Origin of the sequence: Bacteroides sp. UBA939 (genome assembly GCF_002293435.1) — a bacterium.
In the GTDB taxonomy this organism is placed as follows: Bacteria; Bacteroidota; Bacteroidia; order Bacteroidales; family Bacteroidaceae; genus Bacteroides.
On the sequence record NZ_DBDF01000038.1, the window covers coordinates 24,794 to 46,026 of the forward strand.

13 protein-coding genes are annotated in these 21,233 nt (G+C 46.9%); 6 read left to right on the forward strand and 7 right to left on the reverse strand.

Translation table 11 applies throughout. The annotated features are described in order from the left end of the window. Window positions 1-7: 7 nt before the first annotated feature. The 4 genes from B2Z67_RS02730 to B2Z67_RS02745 are packed head-to-tail and all read right to left on the reverse strand — an operon-like array spanning window position 8 to window position 5,108. Complete coding sequence (locus B2Z67_RS02730; RefSeq protein WP_291528287.1) at window positions 8-1,087, reverse strand: ATP-binding protein; 1,080 nt, start codon at window positions 1,085-1,087, stop codon at window positions 8-10. After that, window positions 1,084-2,562: a DUF5691 domain-containing protein gene (locus B2Z67_RS02735; RefSeq protein ID WP_291528288.1), complete on the reverse strand. Its 1,479-nt coding sequence runs from the start codon at window positions 2,560-2,562 to the stop codon at window positions 1,084-1,086. The genes B2Z67_RS02730 and B2Z67_RS02735 overlap by 4 nt, the downstream gene beginning before the upstream one ends. Next, window positions 2,549-3,877, reverse strand: coding sequence for an SWIM zinc finger family protein (locus tag B2Z67_RS02740; RefSeq protein ID WP_291528289.1), 1,329 nt, complete (start codon window positions 3,875-3,877; stop codon window positions 2,549-2,551). The genes B2Z67_RS02735 and B2Z67_RS02740 overlap by 14 nt, the downstream gene beginning before the upstream one ends. Before the next feature lie 43 nt (window positions 3,878-3,920). Then, window positions 3,921-5,108 carry a MalY/PatB family protein gene (locus B2Z67_RS02745; RefSeq protein WP_291528290.1) on the reverse strand — a complete coding sequence of 396 codons (1,188 nt, stop codon included), beginning with the start codon at window positions 5,106-5,108 and terminating at the stop codon, window positions 3,921-3,923. A gap of 256 nt (window positions 5,109-5,364) precedes the next feature. On the opposite strand from B2Z67_RS02745, the gene B2Z67_RS02750 reads away from it, so the two are divergent. The 6 genes from B2Z67_RS02750 to B2Z67_RS02775 all read left to right on the forward strand — a co-directional run bounded on the left by B2Z67_RS02750 (window position 5,365) and on the right by B2Z67_RS02775 (window position 15,130). After that, on the forward strand, window positions 5,365-5,865 hold the full coding sequence (locus B2Z67_RS02750) for a DUF4251 domain-containing protein (protein ID WP_291528291.1): 501 nt from the start codon (window positions 5,365-5,367) through the stop codon (window positions 5,863-5,865). 301 nt (window positions 5,866-6,166) lie between these two features. Continuing rightward, window positions 6,167-7,603, forward strand: coding sequence for a S41 family peptidase (locus tag B2Z67_RS02755; RefSeq protein WP_291528292.1), 1,437 nt, complete (start codon window positions 6,167-6,169; stop codon window positions 7,601-7,603). A gap of 148 nt (window positions 7,604-7,751) precedes the next feature. Continuing rightward, window positions 7,752-8,429: an OmpA family protein gene (locus B2Z67_RS02760; protein WP_291528293.1), complete on the forward strand. Its 678-nt coding sequence runs from the start codon at window positions 7,752-7,754 to the stop codon at window positions 8,427-8,429. A gap of 156 nt (window positions 8,430-8,585) precedes the next feature. Next, window positions 8,586-9,833: a DUF5103 domain-containing protein gene (locus B2Z67_RS02765; protein ID WP_291528294.1), complete on the forward strand. Its 1,248-nt coding sequence runs from the start codon at window positions 8,586-8,588 to the stop codon at window positions 9,831-9,833. Between the two features lie 36 nt (window positions 9,834-9,869). Beyond that, the gene (locus tag B2Z67_RS02770) at window positions 9,870-14,318 is read left to right on the forward strand and encodes a hybrid sensor histidine kinase/response regulator transcription factor (protein WP_291528295.1); all 4,449 of its coding nucleotides are present in this window, start codon (window positions 9,870-9,872) and stop codon (window positions 14,316-14,318) included. A 419-nt stretch (window positions 14,319-14,737) separates the two neighbouring features. After that, window positions 14,738-15,130, forward strand: a complete 393-nt coding sequence (locus B2Z67_RS02775) for an ORF6N domain-containing protein (RefSeq protein ID WP_291528296.1) — start codon at window positions 14,738-14,740, stop codon at window positions 15,128-15,130. Window positions 15,131-15,280: 150 nt separating this feature from the next. Here B2Z67_RS02775 and B2Z67_RS02780 read toward each other — a convergent pair whose 3' ends face one another. The 3 genes from B2Z67_RS02780 to B2Z67_RS02790 are packed head-to-tail and all read right to left on the reverse strand — an operon-like array spanning window position 15,281 to window position 21,178. Then, on the reverse strand, window positions 15,281-16,423 hold the full coding sequence (locus B2Z67_RS02780; protein WP_291528297.1) for a dienelactone hydrolase family protein: 1,143 nt from the start codon (window positions 16,421-16,423) through the stop codon (window positions 15,281-15,283). A gap of 24 nt (window positions 16,424-16,447) precedes the next feature. Next, a complete protein-coding gene (locus B2Z67_RS02785; RefSeq protein WP_291528298.1) occupies window positions 16,448-18,169 on the reverse strand; it encodes a RagB/SusD family nutrient uptake outer membrane protein in 1,722 nt (573 codons plus the stop codon). Between the two features lie 24 nt (window positions 18,170-18,193). Next, window positions 18,194-21,178 (reverse strand): SusC/RagA family TonB-linked outer membrane protein, encoded by a 2,985-nt coding sequence (locus B2Z67_RS02790; RefSeq protein ID WP_291528299.1) that lies wholly within the window; start codon window positions 21,176-21,178, stop codon window positions 18,194-18,196. Between the last annotated feature and the right edge of the window lie 55 nt (window positions 21,179-21,233).

A 21,233-nucleotide genomic window follows, 5' to 3' on the forward strand; every position in this document is an offset into this window, starting at 1 on the left:
TTCCTTATTATATCATATCCCTGGAGGCGCGATAAATATCCTTCCAGCCATCCCGGTTCTTGACAACCGTTTCCATGTATTCCTGCCAGACTACTTTATCCTGCACCGGGTCTTTCACCACAGCTCCCAGAACACCGGAAACAAGGTCTTCGGCATGAATCTCTCCGTCACCAAAATAGCCTGCCATCGCCAGACCATTGTTCATCACCGAGATTGCTTCTGCCGTACTAAGCGTTCCGCTCGGGGTTTTCAGCTTTGTCTTTCCATCGACCGTTGCTCCCTGGCGAAGTTCACGAAAGATGGTAACCACCCGGCGGATTTCTTCCAATGCCGGTTTCTCTGCCGGAAGCTGCATAATCTTTTCGTAACTCTCCACTCGGCGGCGGACAATATCTATTTCCTCATCAATGGAATCGGGCAGAGGCAGGATAACCGTATTGAAACGGCGCTTCAAAGCGCTCGACAAGTCATTGACTCCCTTATCGCGGTTGTTGGCAGTAGCAATGATATTGAAACCGCGGATTGCCTGCACCTCTTCATTCAGCTCCGGAATGGGCAGGGTCTTTTCAGAAAGAATCGTAATCAGCGTATCCTGTACATCAGATCCGATGCGGGTCAACTCTTCGATACGTCCTATTTTACCTTCCTGCATGGCTTTCATAATCGGAGTCTGCACCAACGCTCCCGCACTCGGGCCTTCTGCCAACAAACGTGCATAGTTCCAACCGTAGCGGATGGCTTCTTCGCCCGTGCCGGCAGTGCCCTGCACTAGCAAGGTGGAATTACCCGAAATGGCTGCCGCAATGTGTTCGCTTACCCAACTTTTCGCCGTACCGGGCAATCCGTACAGTAACAGGGCGCGGTCGGTAACCAGCGTTGCTACGGCAATTTCCATCAACCGGCGGTTGCCTATATACTTGGGGGAGACTTCAAATCCATTCTTCAGTTTACCTCCCATCAGGTAAGTAACTACCGACTGCGGGGACATCTCCCAATTCTCCGGAACAGAATATGTTTCGTTCTGTTTCAACTCATGAAGTTCTTCTGCGAACTGCTGTTCGGCATGTTGTCTTAATAAAGTACTCATACTTTTTCTATTAATAAGGTATCTATTCTCTGTTTCAAATTCATATATTCTATCATCAGCCGGCTAAAGCGCACGGATGTGTCTTGCGACTGCGCGTTGGCAGAGGTTGCTATCTGTTCTATTGTCTTTCGCATTTCCGGCGGGAAGTACAATGACAGTTGTTCGGCAGTCTCCTTCGGCAAATAATAATTGTTGCGGAATGCCCGCTGAAGGACGTACTTGGAGAACTTCATTCCCCATACCGCCCCGTCTTCATTGAACCAATTATCCAGGATATAGGCTTCCTTGTCCGACTGGAATGTTATTTCTTCGCGTTGTGAAGGAGACAGCAGACCTACTAATGGGATAACAACATCTGCATTCGAGTTCTCTTTCAACGTATGATATGCCCATACCGGGTCTCTGAAATTCAGGATAGGTTTCGACAGATTGAACAGTTTCTGAAAAGGAGGGTTCTTAGCCAACTTACTTGCAGCCTTTTCCGGGTCACAATCGTAGAACCGGCACCAGAAGCCCAACGAAACACGTTCAGCCAATTGCCGCAACAGGAAGCGGTCGTCCTTTTCGTTTTTATTGGAACTCACTTCTTCCAGTCCGAGCTTCTTCATTTCGGGGGTAAACTCAATCTTGTCGTAAGACCATCCCAGCAGAAAGCTATAGTGCAACTTTCCCTGCAATAATTCCTCGTACTTTTTCAGCAGTTCAGAATCAGGCAGGCTACCCAATAATTGCCGGGCTGTCTCTTTGACATTAACGCTCCGGTCGGTCTCCGCTATCTGCTGAAGGAAAGCTTCATCGGCTTTGCTCAGTCCTAACTGCAAACACCGGATCAGCTCATCCCTATGGGTGGCGGATTCATTCTTCAGTTCTGTCTGCAATAAGGCAAGTCCCTGTTCAGGGTGCTCTTTCCGCAGGTTGCATAGCATTCGCTTGCGTTCTTCGTGAGATGCTGTTTCCCAGGTTTCGTTACCGGCTTCTCCCCATGCGGGAAGTCCCATTTGCGGGAGCAGCCATCGACCTCTTTGTCCGGCAAGCTGAGACAACCGGTGCTGCTCTTCGTGCCTGCCGGGATTGTTCCGGTCAAAGGCTCTTCCCAATAATGCTTGCAGGAATGCGGGAAGTATCAGCTTATCTATTTTCGCCGCTTTCTTATATGCATATAATAATAGGTGTCGATTCCTGTTTTGATGCAAGGAAACCAGCAACTCTCCTACTTCACGAGAGAAATAGGGTTTGCTTTCATCGGGAGCCTCGGTAGCTTTCACCGTTTCCGGCAAGGTTACGGTTTCCATTCCGCTATGTTCAAAGGCAAAGCTCAGGGCAGACTCTTGATAGAAGGCGGCTTCGGCATCTTCCGCTCTTTCCTGAATATCGCGGAAAGCGTCTTGCAGTTCTTCCGGGAAATCGGCAACTGTCAATTCCCGGGTGGCAGTGCCAAGCAATGCCGTATTAATGATAGAATCAGTCAGGTTCATTGTTCCAAAAATAAAATTCGGTTTGATACCAGATTGTTTTCAATTCCCAAAAGGTAGCGTTCGCCAGCAGGAAGGCTGAGAAAGGCTTCCCGCCTGTGATAGCGAGAATATCTATACGGGCAGACTCTTCGATATGCACAGGGATTGCTCTCTCTGCCGTGTCTTGTATATAGAATGTATTACCATTGCCCAGCAGTCTGACGTTATCAACCAGCAAGGGGACTTCTTCTGTCAGCGGGTTAGTTTGCATCACGCTTCTGTAGTACTGTACGGCAACCGACAGGTCGGGAGAGAAAGAGGGAGAGAACGTAGCATCCGTCCATTGCAGGTTCTTCGGCAAAATGCGCAATATGCCCGTGCCCTGATAGAAATAGGTATCTCCCTGATACACGCCACCGGGAACCAGGTTAAATTCGGGCAATGCTCCGGGAGCCATAAAGCTGAGATAGATTCCCGACCTTCGGCTCGACTTGCCATACAGCCAAAAGGCATCCACTCGCAAATCGTTCACTTTCCGGTTCCTTATGGGCAACGCCAACCATTGGTCGCTGACCGGTTCGCCTGACATTACTTCCTCCTTTGCCTGCGAATATCCTATCTGAGTACGCACTTCCGCTTGCCAGTCGGTGGAAAGGTGTTCCAGGTTCTTATAACTCTCTGCCAGAAGATACAGCTTACCCAGTTTGTCGGTCAGTTCATATTTCCAACTGTCTGCATAATAGTTTATCTCTTGAAGCGACCGCAACCTGCCTGCCAATCCGCCGGCTTGCGCATCGACCATTCTACGCGAGATTGCCTCGAACAGCGTATATGCCCTTTCCGGTACATTCAGCAGTCCGTTGCGAAGTAAGTCCTTCATCCATATCTGAAGATCGTCGATGCCTCCCAATACCTTCTGATGGCGCACGGCTTGCCTTTTGGCTTGCGCCGCTTCGTCTACCGGAGCGCTTGCTTTCTCTTTTTGTTCTTTCTTCTCTGCTTTTACTTCCCGTTTAGAGAGCCAGGCGGTTACCCACTCCGGTTCTTCGGCTTCCTTGAACAGGCCGGCGTGGGCGATGCACATAAATAAAAGCCCAAGCCCGTGTTTACAGGGGAATTTGCGGCTCGGACAAGAACATTTGAATGCAATATCCTTTGTATCGACCACTGTTTGATAAGGAGTCTTCCCGCTACCCTGGCAATGCCCCCAGACAGCGCGGTCGTTATGTTCCAGAAGTACCCATTTCGTTTGGCTTGCCAGTCCCTTTCCCGCCTTGACGGATGCAGCATCCGGAGCCAGCTGACTGATTTGTTCTTCTGTTAAATTTAATAGCATAGCATATATTTATCAAGTATTTTATTGCTTATATACAAACAACTTACACAGGTGGCAGCCGATAGATTGCATGACGCAGTTGTTCCAACGCCTGCTTGATCACAGACCGCGGTGTGGCTACATTCAGCCGCATAAACCCTCTGCCTTCCACACCAAACGTTTCGCCGTCATTCAATGCCAAGCGGGCTTTCTCTACAAAGAGGGATACCAATTCCTCATGCTCCAGCTTCAATCCACGGCAATCCAGCCACACTAAGAACGATGCCTGTGGACGCAACGGCTTAATCTGAGGCAAATGATTTGCACAATAATCAATCACATAATCTATATTTCCCTCCACATAGCGAAGCATTTCCCTGCGCCAAGGTTCACCCTCGCAGAAAGCGGCAACAGTGGCAATGGTAGCAAAGAACGTAGGATCGTCCAATTCATTCGCCTTTAGCCAGGTAAAGAAACGATGCCGGATATCATCATCGGGTACTATGGCATAAGAACTGACAATACCGGCAATATTAAAGGTTTTGGAAGGTGCGCCGAATGTGATGCTACACGCGGAAGCCTCCTTTGAAACCGTAGCAAACGGTATGTGTTTATTATCCCAAAGCGCCATGTCGCAATGTATCTCATCGGACAACACAAGAATGTGACGTCGATAGCAGAAATCCGCCAGACGAACCAACGTTTCCCTATCCCATACAATCCCTGCCGGATTATGCGGATTGGAAAGAATCAACATGCGGCACTTCTCGTCGGCAACCGCCTCCAAATTATCAAAATCCATCGAATAGGAACCATCCTCGTTTTCATGTAGCGGATTATATACTACTTCACGTCCGTTTCCTTGCGACGTAAGGCGGAAAGGATGGTATACGGGCGGCTGGATAATCACCTTTTCATCCTCTTTCACAAATACGTTGATAGCCATGCCGATGCCTTTCACAATCCCCGGAATGTACGCCAACCATTCGCTCTTTACCTCCCATTCGTGGTGGGAAGCAATCCATTGGATAATTGCAGGCCGATACTCTGCCGGTTCTATTGTATAACCGAACAGCGAATGTTCCAGCCGCCGTTGCAAAGCCGCGGTAATGAAAGAAGGTGTCTCGAAATCCATATCCGCCACCCATAGCGGAAGCAAATCCGCACGTCCGTAGCATTCCCGCAATACTTCCAGCTTCACGGCGTCTGTACCTCTGCGGTCTATTATCTTGTCAAAATCATATTTTCCCATTGAATTGTTCTTCAATTATAGTTGTATCAAGAATATCCATACTGTGCCGTTGTTCGTCGGTAAACGGGGCAAAGATAATACTTACAAAATGAATGGCAAGTATTTTGTTATCAGTATCCTTTCATCACCATAAGCAAATAGATAAATTATATTAAAAACACATAAAAAGCTATCAGTATCCGTCTGTTTGATTGTTACTCATATACAATGCGAATCAGTAGCCTGTGATTCGCATAACAATTAAAACATAGTATGTATGAAAACAATTAGAATGATTTTTTCTGTATTGCTAATTGCAGCAATATGTATCCCGCTTCTTTCCGCACAAACAAAAAAAGAAAAGAAAGAGCAAAAGCAGCAAGTCGTAAAAGAACTCATTATGTCAGAGGCATATAAAATAGACGTAGACAGAGCCTTCCCTACAAGAGGACGGTCTATTACGCTGACTTCACCTTATTCCATAGAAATAAGAAATGATTCCGTGATATCTTACCTCCCATACTTTGGACGCGCTTATTCCATTCCTTATGGTGGAGGAGACGGATTGAACTTCAAAGCTCCGCTCAATGAATATCAAATGGAATGGAACAAAAAGGGAACAGCCAAGATTAAATTCACGGCACGAAATACGGAAGATAATTTTGAATTCAGTATAGATATATACGACAACGGTTTGTCCTCCATACATGTAAATATGAAAAACCGAGAGTCTATCAACTTTCAGGGAGAACTATTTATAAATAATGCGAATCAGTAGTTAAAGAAGTCAAAGGAGTCGTCATTTAGGTAATGGCAGTTAACAGAATAAGGTCCGATACCTGTCATCTCCGTATCTGCTCCGTACCTGCTCCGTATCTATAGGAACGGAGCAGATACGGAGTTGGTACGGAGCAGATACGGAGCTGGTATCCATCATTCCCTCGCATACTTTCTCCTCTTAAAAGAAAAGCTCTGTACCTCCGTGCCTCTGTGTGCTATTAACTAAATTCTCATTTATAAAACAAATGAACCGATATTAATTCATATATTTGCATTCGTTACTAAGAACTAAGTAGATTATGAATATCAGATTTTTATTATTTCTCTTTATTTGCTTCTCATTAAGCGCCTGCGAGAAAGACGATTCAACCGGAAGTGATGATCGTTCTGCTACTTTGAAATGGATAGAAAACACCATGCGCGAGCATTATTACTGGTACAAGGAAATACCGGCCGCCGGAAAACTGAATTACACCCGTGAACCGGAAGATTTCTTCTATTCATTATTATCTAAAGAAGACGGGAAGGATTATATGAACTCTGCCGGGCAGATGCAACACTATTATTTCTCTACCATTGAGGAACTTTCAGATGGAGATACGCGAAGTTCCATACAGGAAGATAACTCATACGGATTTGAATTCACCACTGTATACATCAACGATGCCAAAGAGCTATACGCACTTATTCTATATGTATTGAAAGATTCTCCGGCCTATGAAGCAGGACTGAGAAGAGGCGACTGGATCATAAAAATCAATGATAAAGCTATCACAGATGCAAACTATCAATCTCTGTTTGGAGATGAAGCATGCACATTGACTATGGCGAAGTGGAATTCAACCGACAAGAGGTTTGTTGTCCAGCCCGATAATGTAGAGATTGTCTCAGCACGCAAGGTTGAAGACAATCCGGTTTATTTCTGGGATGTGATAGAAAGTCCGGTAAAGAAGAAACGCATAGGCTATCTGGTTTACAATCACTTCTCTATGGGCAAAAATGATGATGATACTTCTTATGATGATAAATTGAAAGAACTCTCCGGATCCGAATTCAATGGGGTGGATGAATTCGTATTAGACCTGAGGTATAACAATGGCGGATTCATATCATCCGGAATTTTATTGTGTTCCATCTTGCAACCGGGAAGTGCGCTCGGAACGGAGTTAGGCTATATGCAATATAATGACAAACAAAGGAACCGGAAGAGATCCTTTAAAACAGGAACGGAGCAACTTGGTACGACAGGACGAAATCTGAACCTGAGAACATTATATGTATTGGTAAGTGGTTCCACAGCTTCTGCTTCGGAAATGGTAATCAACTCATTAACGCCATTTATGAATGTAGTGGTAATCGGTGAAACTACCATCGGCAAGAATGTCGGTTCAGTGGAATATACAAGCAACGACAAGAAGTGGGAGATGCATCCGATTGTATGCAAGATATATAACTCCACAGGATTTACGGAATACGAAGACGGGATAGAACCGGATGTAGAACTCAACGAAGCTTTTATTCCCGTAGCTCCCAGAGTAGTGGAACCGACAGAAGTACTTCCTTTAGGCAATCCGGAAGAACGTTTATTAAAAGCCGCCATTGACCTGATTGACGAAACAACCACCAAAACCCGGAGCACTGATACGCCGGGTATGGTAACTTACAGAAAAGCGCCTATTAATTCCATAGACAGAAAAGCAACCGGCAGTGTGATTATTGACACGCACGGTATATAAAAGTCATATCCTCATTTCATGGTTTATAGCATAAAAAGAAAGAAAACTCTGAAAAGCAGAATAAAACACTTGAACATAGCTGCTATGTACATTGTTATATATCAAAAATTGAATTACTAAATTTGTAACACATTAAAAAGAAGAAAACATGAAAAAGAGAAAATTTACAGCATTGCTGTTAATCGGTGTTCTATTGTTGGTTAGTTGTAGTACAATGAATAACACCACAAAAGGTGGTGTCATTGGTGGTGGTTCGGGTGCAGCAGCCGGAGCAATCATCGGCGGACTCGTAGGTAAAGGTAAAGGCGCGGCTATCGGTGCAGCTATCGGCGCTGCCGTAGGTACAGGCACAGGAGTGATTATCGGTCGTAAGATGGATAAGAAAGCTGCCGAAGCCGCCAAAATTGAAGGCGCACAGGTACAGACAGTGACCGATACCAATGGACTTTCAGCCGTAAAGGTAACTTTTGATTCCGGTATCTTGTTTGGCTTTAACTCTTCCGCATTGAGCAACACTTCCAAAGCGTCCTTGCGTGACTTAGCCCGGATTTTGAAAGAAGACCAGACTACGGATATCGCCATCACCGGCCATACGGACAAGGTCGGTACTTATGAAGCCAATATAAAAGTGTCGAAAGACCGTGCTTATGCCGTGGAGAATTATCTGCAGGAATGCGGTGTATCTCCTTCCCAATTCAAAAAAGTAGAAGGTGTAGGTTACAATGAATACGACGACACCATGACAGCTACCCAGAACCGTCGTGTAGACATTTATATGTACGCCAGTGAACAGATGATTAAGAATGCCGAAACAACAGGTAAATAATCGCTAATCACAGATTACTTTAAAAAGATATTTTTCATTTGCAGATTACACGGATAGCGCAGATTTATTTAACTTTAAATCAGTGTTATCCGTGTAATTTGTTTATATTTGTAGCTTTAATCAAACGATTATTTGTGGTTTCAATCAGATGACCGAATGAAAAAAGCAATATTACTTCTCTCAATAAGTATCATCTGTTGCGGTTTGTATGCCCAACGCACAGAGGTCTTCACACCGCATATACGTACGGTACAGGTTATTGCCAACCATGATTATACGGTTCCGGCAATTATTCAAACGGAAAGAGACGAATCTCTTGAAATTTCTTTCGACCATCTCACACACGAATACCACCGGTATCAATACATCCTGACTCATTGCAATACCGACTGGACTCCTTCCGACCTGTCTGAAACCGAATATCTGGACGGTTTTAATGATAACCCGGTAGAAGACTACGAAATATCAGTCAATACGACCCTCCCCTATACCCATTACCGCCTGACGTTACCCAACGACCAGGTGCGACTAAAACTTTCAGGCAATTACCGCCTGACAGTCTATGATGATGCGGAAGGAAGCAATAAACCTGCATTCAGCACCTGCTTCCGGATATTGGAGAAAAAGGTAAATGTATCGGCGCAAGTCAGTAGTGATACGGAAATAGACCGCAACAAGACACACCAGCAAGTCAGCTTCGGTATTCAGTATAAAGGATATCCAATTCGGAATCCGCAAAATGAAATCAAAGTATATGTGTTGCAAAACGGACGTACGGATAACCAGGTCACGAATCTTTATCCCTCATACATCGGCCCCGACCAGCTACGCTACGAACACAACCGCGCCTTGATATTCGCCGCCGGAAATGAATACCGCCGTTTCGAAATGGTAAGTACCCGGTATGCTTCGCAAGGTGTAGAGGGTATCCGGTATCACGCGCCCTATTACCACGTCAGTCTTTATCCAAACGAACCGCGCTTGCTAAACTATAGTTATGATCAAGACCAAAACGGGCGCTTTGTGATACGCTATAATGAAGCGGTAGATAACAATACGGAAGCCGATTACTTCTTTGTACACTTCTCTCTGTTATGGGAAAATCCCCTTGAATCGGGAGATTTCTATTTGCAGGGAGCTTTCACTCATGATAACTTCAATGCCGGAAGCCGGTTGGAGTATAATGCCGAAACACATGCTTATGAGAGTACTCAACTACTAAAACAAGGAGCATACAATTACCAATATCTATATGTAGCCCCCGGCAGTACGAAAGGAAGTACCGCACAGGCGGAAGGTAATTTCTACGAAACAGAGAATGAATATCTGATTCTTGTCTATCAACGCGCCTTCGGAGAAAGATACGACAGGCTGATAGGAATGCAACAGGTCAGTTATAAATAGAGAATAAAATTAAATACATAACATCAACAACAAGCTATGAAACGCATCGGAATACTACTCACCCTCTGCATAACCGCCATCACCCTCTGCCCGGCGCAACTCCCTCACACCTTCACCCAATACACCTCCGAGGACGGGCTGGCACAAAAGAACATACAAGGAGTAATACAAGACCATAAAGGAATCATGTGGTTCGCCACATGGGACGGACTTTATGAGTTCGACGGATATACGTTCAAGAACTACAAAGCACACCCGGGCGACAGTATCGGACTGAGCAATAACCGGTTGGACAATATAAAAGAAGACCGGTACGGATACATCTGGGTACAAAGCTACGACCACCACGTCTATCGCTTCAACCCAAAGACAGAACAGTTCCAGGCTATTCCATACAGTGAGTATTCGTCTCAAAGCCTGTACGTACTGCCATGTGGAGATGTGTGGGTAGTTACGGTACAAAACGAATTGATTCACATCACCACCCACCCGGAAACCGGAATCATGAAAGCCTCCAATTTCCGGAAAACCTATCAGATTCCACACTTAGAACGAGTAAACCGGGTTTGGCAAGACCAACAGCAAAACCGGTGGATATTAACCGAGAACGGGTTATACAAACTAAGCACCCGTGGAAATAAAACAGAACTTTCATCCTATTTCGTCGCTCCTCCCCAAAAAGATAAGCTATCCTTTTATGATGCATTAGAGAGTGGAAACACAATCTACTTTACCTCAAAGCGGGGAGACATATATGAACTCAACCTGGATAACAACCAGTTCACGAAACAGAAGGTAGAAACTCACTCTTCTCTTAAGATTATCCGCCGGCTCAAGGACGACAAACTGCTAATCTGCACTGCCAGCGACGGCTTCTTTATCTACGAACAGAAAAGCAAGAACGTCCGTCATTACAACACCCGCAATTATCCTTCTTTAAAGGACGATTACATAAGGGATGTATATATAGACTCGCACAATGACATCTGGATAAGGCATCAAATCAAAGGAGTAACCCACTTCAATCCGGAGAAGGAGAAGTTTGATTACTTCATCCTTCAGGATAAATATGGAAAAGACATCACAGGGGCGCGACCGGAGGTGTTTATCAACGAAGACATCAACGGATTCCTATGGGTACACCCCTCCGGTGGCGGACTGGCTTTATACGACCGGGAGAAGAACCGCATACGACCATTCTACAACCCTGCCTTGCAGTCCGGCTGGAGTTCCGACAACCGGGTTACTGCCGTCTTCACCGATAAACAGGGAAACCTGTGGTTTGCCTCGTTCGACAACGGGTTACAGAAAGTATCTTTCAGCGCCAACCGTTTCCAGTTACTCACGTCAACGCCGGACGACCCGGAGTTTCCGGGAAACAATATCCGCGCCATCTATCAGGACAGAGATGGCTATATATGGACCGGCGGCAAAGATAAAGCAGTACGCATTTACGATAAGAACCTGCACTACGTAGGCAACCTGACCAAAGAAGGAACTGTTTCCATGCATCGCGCAGACCAGTTGGGAGTTGTCTACACCATCATGCAAGACCACGAAGGCGTCATCTGGATAGGCACCAAAGGCAACGGACTGTTTGCCGCACGCCCCGGCAATAAACCACTGAACTATCACCTCACCCAATACACCACGGATACGGACAACGCCTATAGCCTGAGCGGTAACGAGATTTACAGTCTGCACGAAGACAGCCGCCACCGGATATGGATTGCTACCTTTGAGGGCGGCATCAACTACCTGGAACGGGGTGCAGACAAAGAAGACGTGAAATTCATCAATTACAGGAACAGGCTGAAAGATTACCCCATCAGCCAATGTTACCGCACACGCTTCGTAACATCCGACCCCGAAGGAAGAATATGGATAGGCAGCTCCGACGGGTTATTGATGTGCAACGGAAATTACAGTAAAGCAGAAGACATCGTTTTCCACCGGTATCACCGCATACCGGGAGACAGCCTGAGTCTTAGCAACAACGATATACACAACATCTTCTTCACCCGGAATAAAGAAATGTATGTAGGTACTTTCGGGGGCGGACTCAACAAACTAATATCATTCGACCATGCACAGGCACGCTTCCATGCCTATACCATGAAAGATGGTTTCCCGTCGGACGTATTACTGTCTATCGAAGAAGATAAAACAGGCAACCTGTGGTGCGCCACCGAAGAAGAACTTTATAAATTCAACCCGGATACGGAAACGTTTATCAGCTATCCCTCCAGGGTTTTCCCGCGGCAAGTCATTTTCAACGAAGGAGCTGCCCTGCACACGCAGTCGGGACAGCTCATGTACAATACCATAAAAGGTATCCTCTACTTCCTGCCCGATTCTATAAAAACGAGCAACTACATACCTCCTATCATCTTCACCAACCTGCAACAGGCAAAGAAGACCATAACTCCCGCAGAAGGCGGCATACTGACCACACACATTGACGATACGAAACTCCTGAAACTGCCGCACGACAAGAATAGTTTCAGCATCCAGTTTGCAGCCTTAGACATGAAGTACCCCGACGACATTTCCTACTCCTACCGGCTGGAAGGCTTCGAGAACAACTGGAATGACATCGGCAACCAGCGAACCGCCACTTATACCAACCTGCCCAAGGGGCACTACACCCTGAAGGTGCGCTCCACAAACAGCGACGGGATATGGGTGGACAATACGCGCACGCTCGCCATAACCGTACTCCCCTCCTTTTGGGAAACCCCGTGGGCATATTCACTTTATGTACTTTTCATCTTATTAATCATTTTCGCGGCAACCTATATTCTCTTCACCATTTTCAGGCTTAAGCATAAAGTGTCCGTGGAGCAGGAGATATCGGATATCAAATTGCGCTTCTTCACCAATATATCCCACGAGCTGCGTACCCCGCTGACGCTGATTGCCGGACCGATAGAGCACGTGCTGCAACACGGCAAACTGGATAATGAAGCAAGGGAACAACTGGTTCTGGTGGAACGCAACACCAACCGCATGTTGCGCCTGGTGAACCAGATACTGGACTTCCGCAAGATACAAAACCGGAAGATGAAGATGCGCGTACAGCAGATAGACCTCATCCCCTTCATCCGCCACATTATGGAGAGCTTCAACAGTCTGGCAGACGAACACCAGATAGACTTCGGGATAAGCACGCAGAGTTCGTCCCTCAAGGTATGGGCAGACCCCGATAAACTGGAGAAGATAGTGTTCAACCTGCTGTCGAACGCCTTCAAGTACACCCCCCGGGGCAAGCAGATTCAGATAACCGTGCACGAAGGCGAGAGCGACGTAAGCATCGCGGTAGAAGACCAGGGCATCGGCATTGCCGAGAACAAACAGAATTCCCTGTTCGTGCGGTTCGAGAACCTGGTGGATAAGAATCTCTTCAACCAGGCCAGCACCGGCATCGGGCTGTCACTGGTGAAAGAACTGATTGATATGCACCACGGCACTATCAGCATCCGGAGCAAGCCGGGCGAAGGCAGTTGCTTCACCGTCCGACTGCCTAAAGGAAAGGAACACTTCGACCCGACGGTAGAGTTCATCCTGTCCGACTATGTAATCAGCGACGACGCAACTGCACACGCCGGCAGCCATCTGCCTTCTTTTATCGAAAACGAAGAGGAGAACCTGAACACCGAAAAAGAAACCATCCTCATAGTGGAGGATAACCGGGAGCTGCGCTTCTTTATACGTACCATCTTTGCCCAATACTTCAATGTGATAGAAGCCGAAGACGGAGTCACCGGGTTGGAGAAAAGCCGGAAGTACCTGCCGGACATCATCATCAGCGACGTTATGATGCCCGAAAAGGACGGTATCTCCATGGCGCGCGAGCTGCGCGAAGACATAACCACCAGTCATATACCGATCGTTATGCTGACTGCCAAGTCGACCATTGAAAGTAAAATAGAGGGCATGGAGCTGGGTGTGGACGATTATATCACCAAACCTTTCAGCGCCACATACCTGAAAGCGCGCATCTTCAACCTGCTTGAGCAACGCAAGAAGTTGCAAGCGCTGTACTGTGCCAGTCTGTTGCCTTCTTCCACCGAGCAGCAGTCGGAAGAAGCGGAGCGGGTGGCTGCTCCTACCCTTTCGCCCAACGACCGGAAGTTTATGGATAAGGTAATGGAAACCATTGAAGGACAACTGGATAACGGTGACTTAATGGTTGAAGATATTGCCGGTGAGGTGAACATGAGTCGCTCCGTGTTCTTTAAGAAACTGAAGACGCTGACCGGGTTATCGCCCGTTGAGTTTCTGAGGGAGATTCGTATGAAGCGTGCAGCTCAGTTGATAGAAACAGAGGAGCACAACATGGCGCAGATAGCCTACATGGTGGGACTGAATGATTCACATTATTTCAGCAAATGCTTCAAGCAACAGTATGGCATTACGCCGACAGAGTATAAGGAGAGGTGGAAGCAAAAAACCCCGTCAGGAACATATTCTGAGAGGGGGTAATTCAGTATACGACTGAATGGCATTCAGTATACGACTGAGCCTATTTCATTATACGACTGAATAGGGTTCAGTCGTATAGTGAATTAAGGTCAGTTCGGGAGGGGGGGTACAAGGCATGGTTCTGGTTTTATATTTGTATGCTTTTTTGCTAATAAATAATCCGTTGCTGCTTTGCGGCGTACTTTAACCCGCAACTACTCATGTATGATTTGCTATTTATCGCGTATGTGCGTATTTTTGCAGTATGAATTATACCGACCCTTGTATCAGGGCATCGGATATCAGAGGTACGCTTATTTATTGCTACTTAAATAAATTCGCTCATTTATACCATACATTTGGCCTTTTTTGTATATTTGCTCTTATATTAAAAAGAAGCGTGAATATAGATAATAATTCAGAAAGACATTATCAAAAGTATGGAAGAACTACGAGTTATACAAAGTAAAATTTATGAATTCATAGGAATAAAGGTCATGCTCGACTTTGACTTGGCTAGGCTATACTGCACAGAAACAAGTTTGCTAAAGCGGGCTGTCAGGCGTAATATTGAACGCTTCCCAGAAGATTTCATGTTTGAACTCACAAAAGAAGAAGCTAACGCATTGTTATCCAGTGGGGTATTCCAATTTGGCACACCCCAATATCAGATAGGAGAAGAAGCTTTGGAAGCTATAAACGATCTATCGGAGGATAACCGTAAAGAATTCGATAGCATATATCTTGCCCTTTCTCAATTAGCAGATAAACAGAAGTTAATAAACAAGCCACGTAACCCGATAGGATTCAGGGTACCAAAGAGTAAAGAATAGCATACAAAACTTAAGTAATTAGCCTATCCAAGTACCTACTTTAACTCGACTTATTCTCAATGCATTCTAATTCCTATAGCCTGTTTAAATTTTGCTCAGCGTTGTTTTGAGGAAAATTTAAACAGGCTCTTGAAGTATAAAGTGTACAGCCTACAAACTTTTATCCAGAAAAGACAAGATGGCGCATTGCACCTTTATCCCGCAATCGTGCGGCATATCCCACAGTTCCGTAACGAGCTTATCGCCTGCCGAACGGCTCTCCCACACACTGCGCATCTCCGCAAAAGCAGCTTTCACTCCTACGGGAGGAAACAGCTTGTCGTGCTCCCCATTAAGGAAGAACATCGGTTTGGGACAGGCAATGGATGCAATATGCGGATAATCCAAGTAACGGCGGATGCCGGGCAACATATTGGCAAAACCACCACGTTCGCGACCGTACTCCCATGAGAACTGGCAATCAGTCGTATTCATCCAGCAAACAGCAACCCCAGCATGAATTTTATCAGACAGCGCCGAAAGCATCCAGGCACGGTAAGCACCCATCGAAAACCCCATGCAGGCGATACGCTTGGAGTTCACTTCGGGCAGAGTAGCCAGGAAATCGGTAGTGTACATATCTTCGTAGTTCATGAAAGCGCTCAGACTACGCCCCAGCATCATGAAGTTTCCCGCATTATCGGCATACTTGCTGCCGTCGGCTCCTTCCTTACGCCCACGCTCGCCCCAGTAAAGAGCATCTACGGAGATAACTACGTAGCCGTGAGCCGCCAGGTAATCGCCTACGTACTGTCCGCCATAACAATTCGTCGCCCAACCGTCCGCATCATCAAGCACTGCCTTGTCCACCCCGAAAGGGCGAATCATCTTCTCTTTGCCAATGGTATAGTGTCCACCATGATCGTGCAACAGTACAACAGCCGGGAAAGGTCCTTCACCGTCGGGCACCAACAAATAAGCATTCACGCGCGAATAGCCGGTCAGATTAAAGCGCAGTTTCTTCGCCCGGTAGCCTTCACGCTGTTCTTCGGCAACAACCTCCATCTGATAGTCGGTGGTACGAGGCGGTGGCGCCAACATAGCATCCAATACCGCCGCACGCGCCCTGGTGCGCCACTTCTTAAAGTTCTTCACCGGACTGTTGCCCCAAGCCAGGGGATAGGTCAGTTCTTTCTTTAACTGTTCAAGGAACACGGGCATCTCCCGTTCCAATTCATAAGCGGGTAATTGCTGAGAAAGGGCGGCCACCGAAGTGACCAGCCCTAACATACCCAAGAACAATCTCTTTACCATATCTATCATCTATATATAATGCTATTATCTATACCCCGGATTCTGCCCAAACTCTTCCTTATTCACCAGAGCATCCAGTTCGCTTTGCGGAATGGGACGCAACAGGTGGTGCTCCTTAATGTTGGCAGCAGCATCGGGGTTGCACGCCCGCACACGTTCCAACAGTTTGCCGGTACGTTTCAAGTCCATCCACCGGTGCTGTTCACCGGCCAGTTCGCGGGCGCGTTCGTCAAGAATGAAATCAATGTTGAGCTGACCTGCCGTGATACGCATGTCTGCTTCGTGACCGGGGATAGCACGCTGCTCGCGCAAGGTATTCATGTAACTCAGCGCTTCCGACGTGTTGCCCGCCTTCATACTGGCTTCGGCTACGATGAAATACATCTCTGCCAGGCGGAATACCCAGAAGTCACGGGCACTTTCGTACTCCCATCCGGTGGCACGGGTGTTATCCTGAAACTTATAAGTAGCTACGTAGACGTCGCGGTTCTTCATCTTGCCGTCCGGCATAAAGATATCGTTGCGGTCGAATATCTGGTAACGCTTGCCGGCACGATATTCATCGGTTACCGCATATTTGGTAGTGACGAAAGCCGTATCGCCAATCTGCAATCCGCCGGGTACGCCATAGCGTTCGCCATAAGCCACATCGTAGTTGTCGGTAGTGGTATTTACCAGCCATGTGGTGCGGAAGGTACCGTCCCAGCGTTGGTCTATGGTTTCATCGAACATGTGCAGCCAGGCAAGGTTGGGCTTGAGCAGATTCCACGGCGAAGTATTGCCCATACGCGGGTCGTCGGTGCTCGAAGCCACCCAAATGCCGCAACCGCCCACCATCCAGTAGCACATGCCCGAAACAATGAATGCACTGTTTCCGCCGTTGCCCAGCACGGTAGAGTTGGCAGCACTGGGATTGCCATTGTTGTCGAAGGCATTGTTCAGCGTTACATCTACCGAATAGTCCACCCACCAGATGGCTTCGGTGTTAGTTTGCCCTTGATTGTTTGCCATGTCGAACGTTTCGGCAAAGCTGTCGTAGAAAGCCAGTCCGGGAGTGTTGATAACCTCTTTTGCCAGCGACGCAGCTTCCGCCCAACGTTCGCGGAAGAGGCAGAGACGAGCCTTGAAAGCCTTGGCAGCAAGCTGGGTTACCCGACCATTATCTTTGTTGGGTGTTCCTGCCAGCAGTGTGATAGCTTCTTCTACATCAGCAAAGATTTGAGTATAGAAATCCTCAACCGACGAGCGTTGTGCAGTTCTGACCGGCTCTTTCATCTCTTCGGTATAGAGCACCACACCTCCCCATTGCTCAACAATGAGATGAAGATAGAGGGCGCGCAGGAAATGCGCTTCACCCAAACGGCGCTTTCTGGTAGCGTCGTCCAGTCCGGCTGCATCGGCGCGGATAATGGCGGCATTACATGCATTCAGTCCACCATAGAGATTGTTCCACATGTGCTCAAACAATATTTGGTTGGGTTGCATTTCGGATGCATAAAGCCCCATATAGCTGGGATTACCTTCGGTGTACATGTCGGTACCGGTTTCGGACATGGCATAACCATCTGATTTGCCGTACCACGTACGCAGATAAGAGTAGCAGGAATTGATTAGATTCTCATATCCTTCGGGAGTGCTGTACAGCACATCGGCGGTAATGGAGTTGCGGTTAATCTCGTTCAGAAAGTCGGAACACGAAGAGAAACCGAGTATGATTGCAATGAATAGTGTATATATCTTTTTCATAATGGACATGTTTTTTTGAGTGAATTAGAAACTAACGTTAGCACCAAAGACTATTTGCTTGGTCATAGGATAAGAGTTGGCTCCACCACGTTCGGGGTCGTAGTTGTCGGAGTGGCTGAAGGTGAAGAAGTTCTTCAGCGTAGTGTAGAGACGCAACTTTGAGAGATGCGCTTTACTTATCCAGGCTTTTGGGAAACTATATCCCAAGGTTACATCCTTGATTTTAAGGAAGTCGCCCTTCTCGTAAGCCAGCGTGCTGGTGTAGAGCATCTGCGGCTTGTTGAAGTTAGGACGCGGATAAGCGTTGCTGGGATTTTCGGGTGTCCAGTAGTCGCACACCACCGAGTTTTGCCAGCCGGTGGGCGAGAAGCTTCCTTTAGCCTGATTGGAAATGAGGTGCCCCACACGGGTGTAAAGGAAGAACGAGAAGTCCCATCCCTTAAACTCGAAACGGTTGTTCATACCCGCCGTCCATTTGGGTGTGCGCTGACCCAATACGCGGCGGTCTTCGTTAGCATCAATGCTGCCGTCTCCATCCTGGTCTTTTACGCGGATGTCGCCCGGCTCGTAGCCATACTCGGCTGCCGTAGCAGCATCGGCTGTTTGCCAGATACCTATCTTTTCGAAGTCGTAGATAACCGAGATGGGATGTCCGATGAACCAGCCGCTACCCACATCATCTTGCTTATCGCCCAAACTCAACTCTACAATTTTCTCTTTATTGGCAGAGAAAGTGAAGTCGGTAGTCCACTTAAAGTCCTTGGTGTCGAAGTTCACCGTATTGATGCTAAGGTCTATTCCTTGTGTTTCGGTCTTACCAATATTGCTGATAACCTGTGTAAAGCCTGTGTGTCCGGGTAATACCATCGACATGAGCAGGTCGCTCGTCCGCGTCTTATACGCATCAAGAGTAAGATAGACGCGGTTGTTGAACATACCATAATCTACGCCCACATTGAATACCGCAGTATTCTCCCAGCCTAAGGTAGGATTGGCCATGCCATACGGACGATATCCGTAAGCGGCACTTGTACCGAATTCGTACATACTGCGATCCAGTCCGCCGGTTGTTTGGTAAGCCCTAACAGCACTGCTGCCCGATACACCGTAAGAGAGACGCAATTTCAGGTCGCTCACTACATCAACTTCTTTCAGGAAAGCCTCATCCTTCATACGCCAGGCTACCGCCACCGATGGGAAGTAAGACCACTTGTGACCTTTAGCCAACACCGACGCACCGTCGGTACGCAGCGTGGCAGTAAGCAGGTATTTATCCATCAGTTTGTAGTTGATGCGGGCAAAGTACGAAAGCATGGATTGTTCAGTAAGCGTACTGGCCAATTTATATTCGCTGGATGTACCGTCGAGGTTGTGGAACAGGGCTTGTTCAAAGGCAAGTCCCTTGCCTTCGGCGTAAGTGTCTTCCGCAACACTTTTCCACATACTGTGCCCCACCATGGCAGTAAGCGAATGGATACCAAAGTCTCGAGTGTAAGTCAGCGTGTTATCCCACGTCCATTTGTTGCCGTGATATTCGGTTTTAGATACCCGCGCCATATTGGAGTTGCGTCCTACAAAACTGGAGTTCACACCCTCGAAGTGTCCGTTACGGCTGGCGTACGAATCGATACCGAAGTTGGTACGGAAAGTCAATCCCTTGATAATCTCCCAGTTTAGATAGGCGGTACCGAAGAAGCGGGTAGCCTTGGTTTCGTCGAGATAATTATTGGGGTCTTGATCGAAGAGCATGTTGATTTGTGTAGAGCCATCGCCCGTGAAGGGATACTTCCGCAGTGTACCGTCTTCGTTGTATGGAATGCCGTAAGGTACTTGAAACGTAGCCTGATGGTAATTACCACTGGCTCCATTGTTGAGTGTGGAACTCATAAAGGTTGCCGAAGCACCGGCTTCCATACTCTTGGAAATCTGCTGGGTTACGCTAAGGCGACCGTTGTAGCGGCTAAAATCTTCGCCTACCAGGATACCGTCTTCGTTGAAGTAGTCGAGCGAGAAAGAAGCCCTGGTTTTCTCTCCACCTCCACTTATCGAGAGCGAATAGTTTTGAGTGGTAGCATCGTCCATAATAAGGTCGAACCAATCGGTATAAACGTTATCGGCGATACGTCGGAGCGATTCAGGGTCTATAAAGTTGGCATCATCGGCAGGCGAGTTCCACACCCCGGCAGCACGATAGGCTTCGCGGCGGAAAGCGATGTACTGTTGTGTGTTTTGCATCTTAGGCAGATTCGTCTCAAGGCTCGGTCCCCAGTAGGCATTCAGGTCGACTGTAACTTTGCCGGCTTTACCCTTTTTAGTAGTGATAAGGATAACGCCATTGGCACCGCGCGAACCATAGATAGCAGTAGTCGATGCATCTTTCAGTACTTCGATAGATTCCACATCATTAGGATTGATGTTGATATCCGCACCGTAATCAATACCGTCAACCAAAATCAGCGGAGAGTTGTCGCCTCTAAGCGAACGGTTACCACGAATGGTAAAATTGAAGCCGCTACCGGGTTGACCACTGCTACGGGTCATGTCCAAACCTGCAATCTTACCTTGCATGCTCTCCAGCACATTACTGGTAGGCACCGCCGTGATATCCTGAGATTTAACAGAAGCAATAGATCCTACCAAGTCTCTCTTCTTAACGGTACCATAACCTATCACTATTACTTCATCCAGAGCCTGGGCATCTTCTCTCAAAACTACATTGATAGCAGATTGCTGTCCCACGGTTACTTCCTGAGAAACATATCCTATATAAGAGTAGACCAATACCACCTTTCCCAAAGGTACCGAAAGTGTATAATTACCATCAATATCAGTGATTGTCCCTGTAGCAGAACTGCCTTTCAACATTACATTCACACCAATCAATGGTTCCTGTTTCGAGTCTGTTACCATACCCGTGATTGTTTTGTTTTGTGCATACAGGCATTGAGCCAGTATCAGCGCCAATACAAAACATACTTTTCTAAAATAAAAATACTGTTTGTTTTTCATATTAATACATTTGAATTAATAAAAGAATAAAGTTTCTCGATTAATAAGATTATCG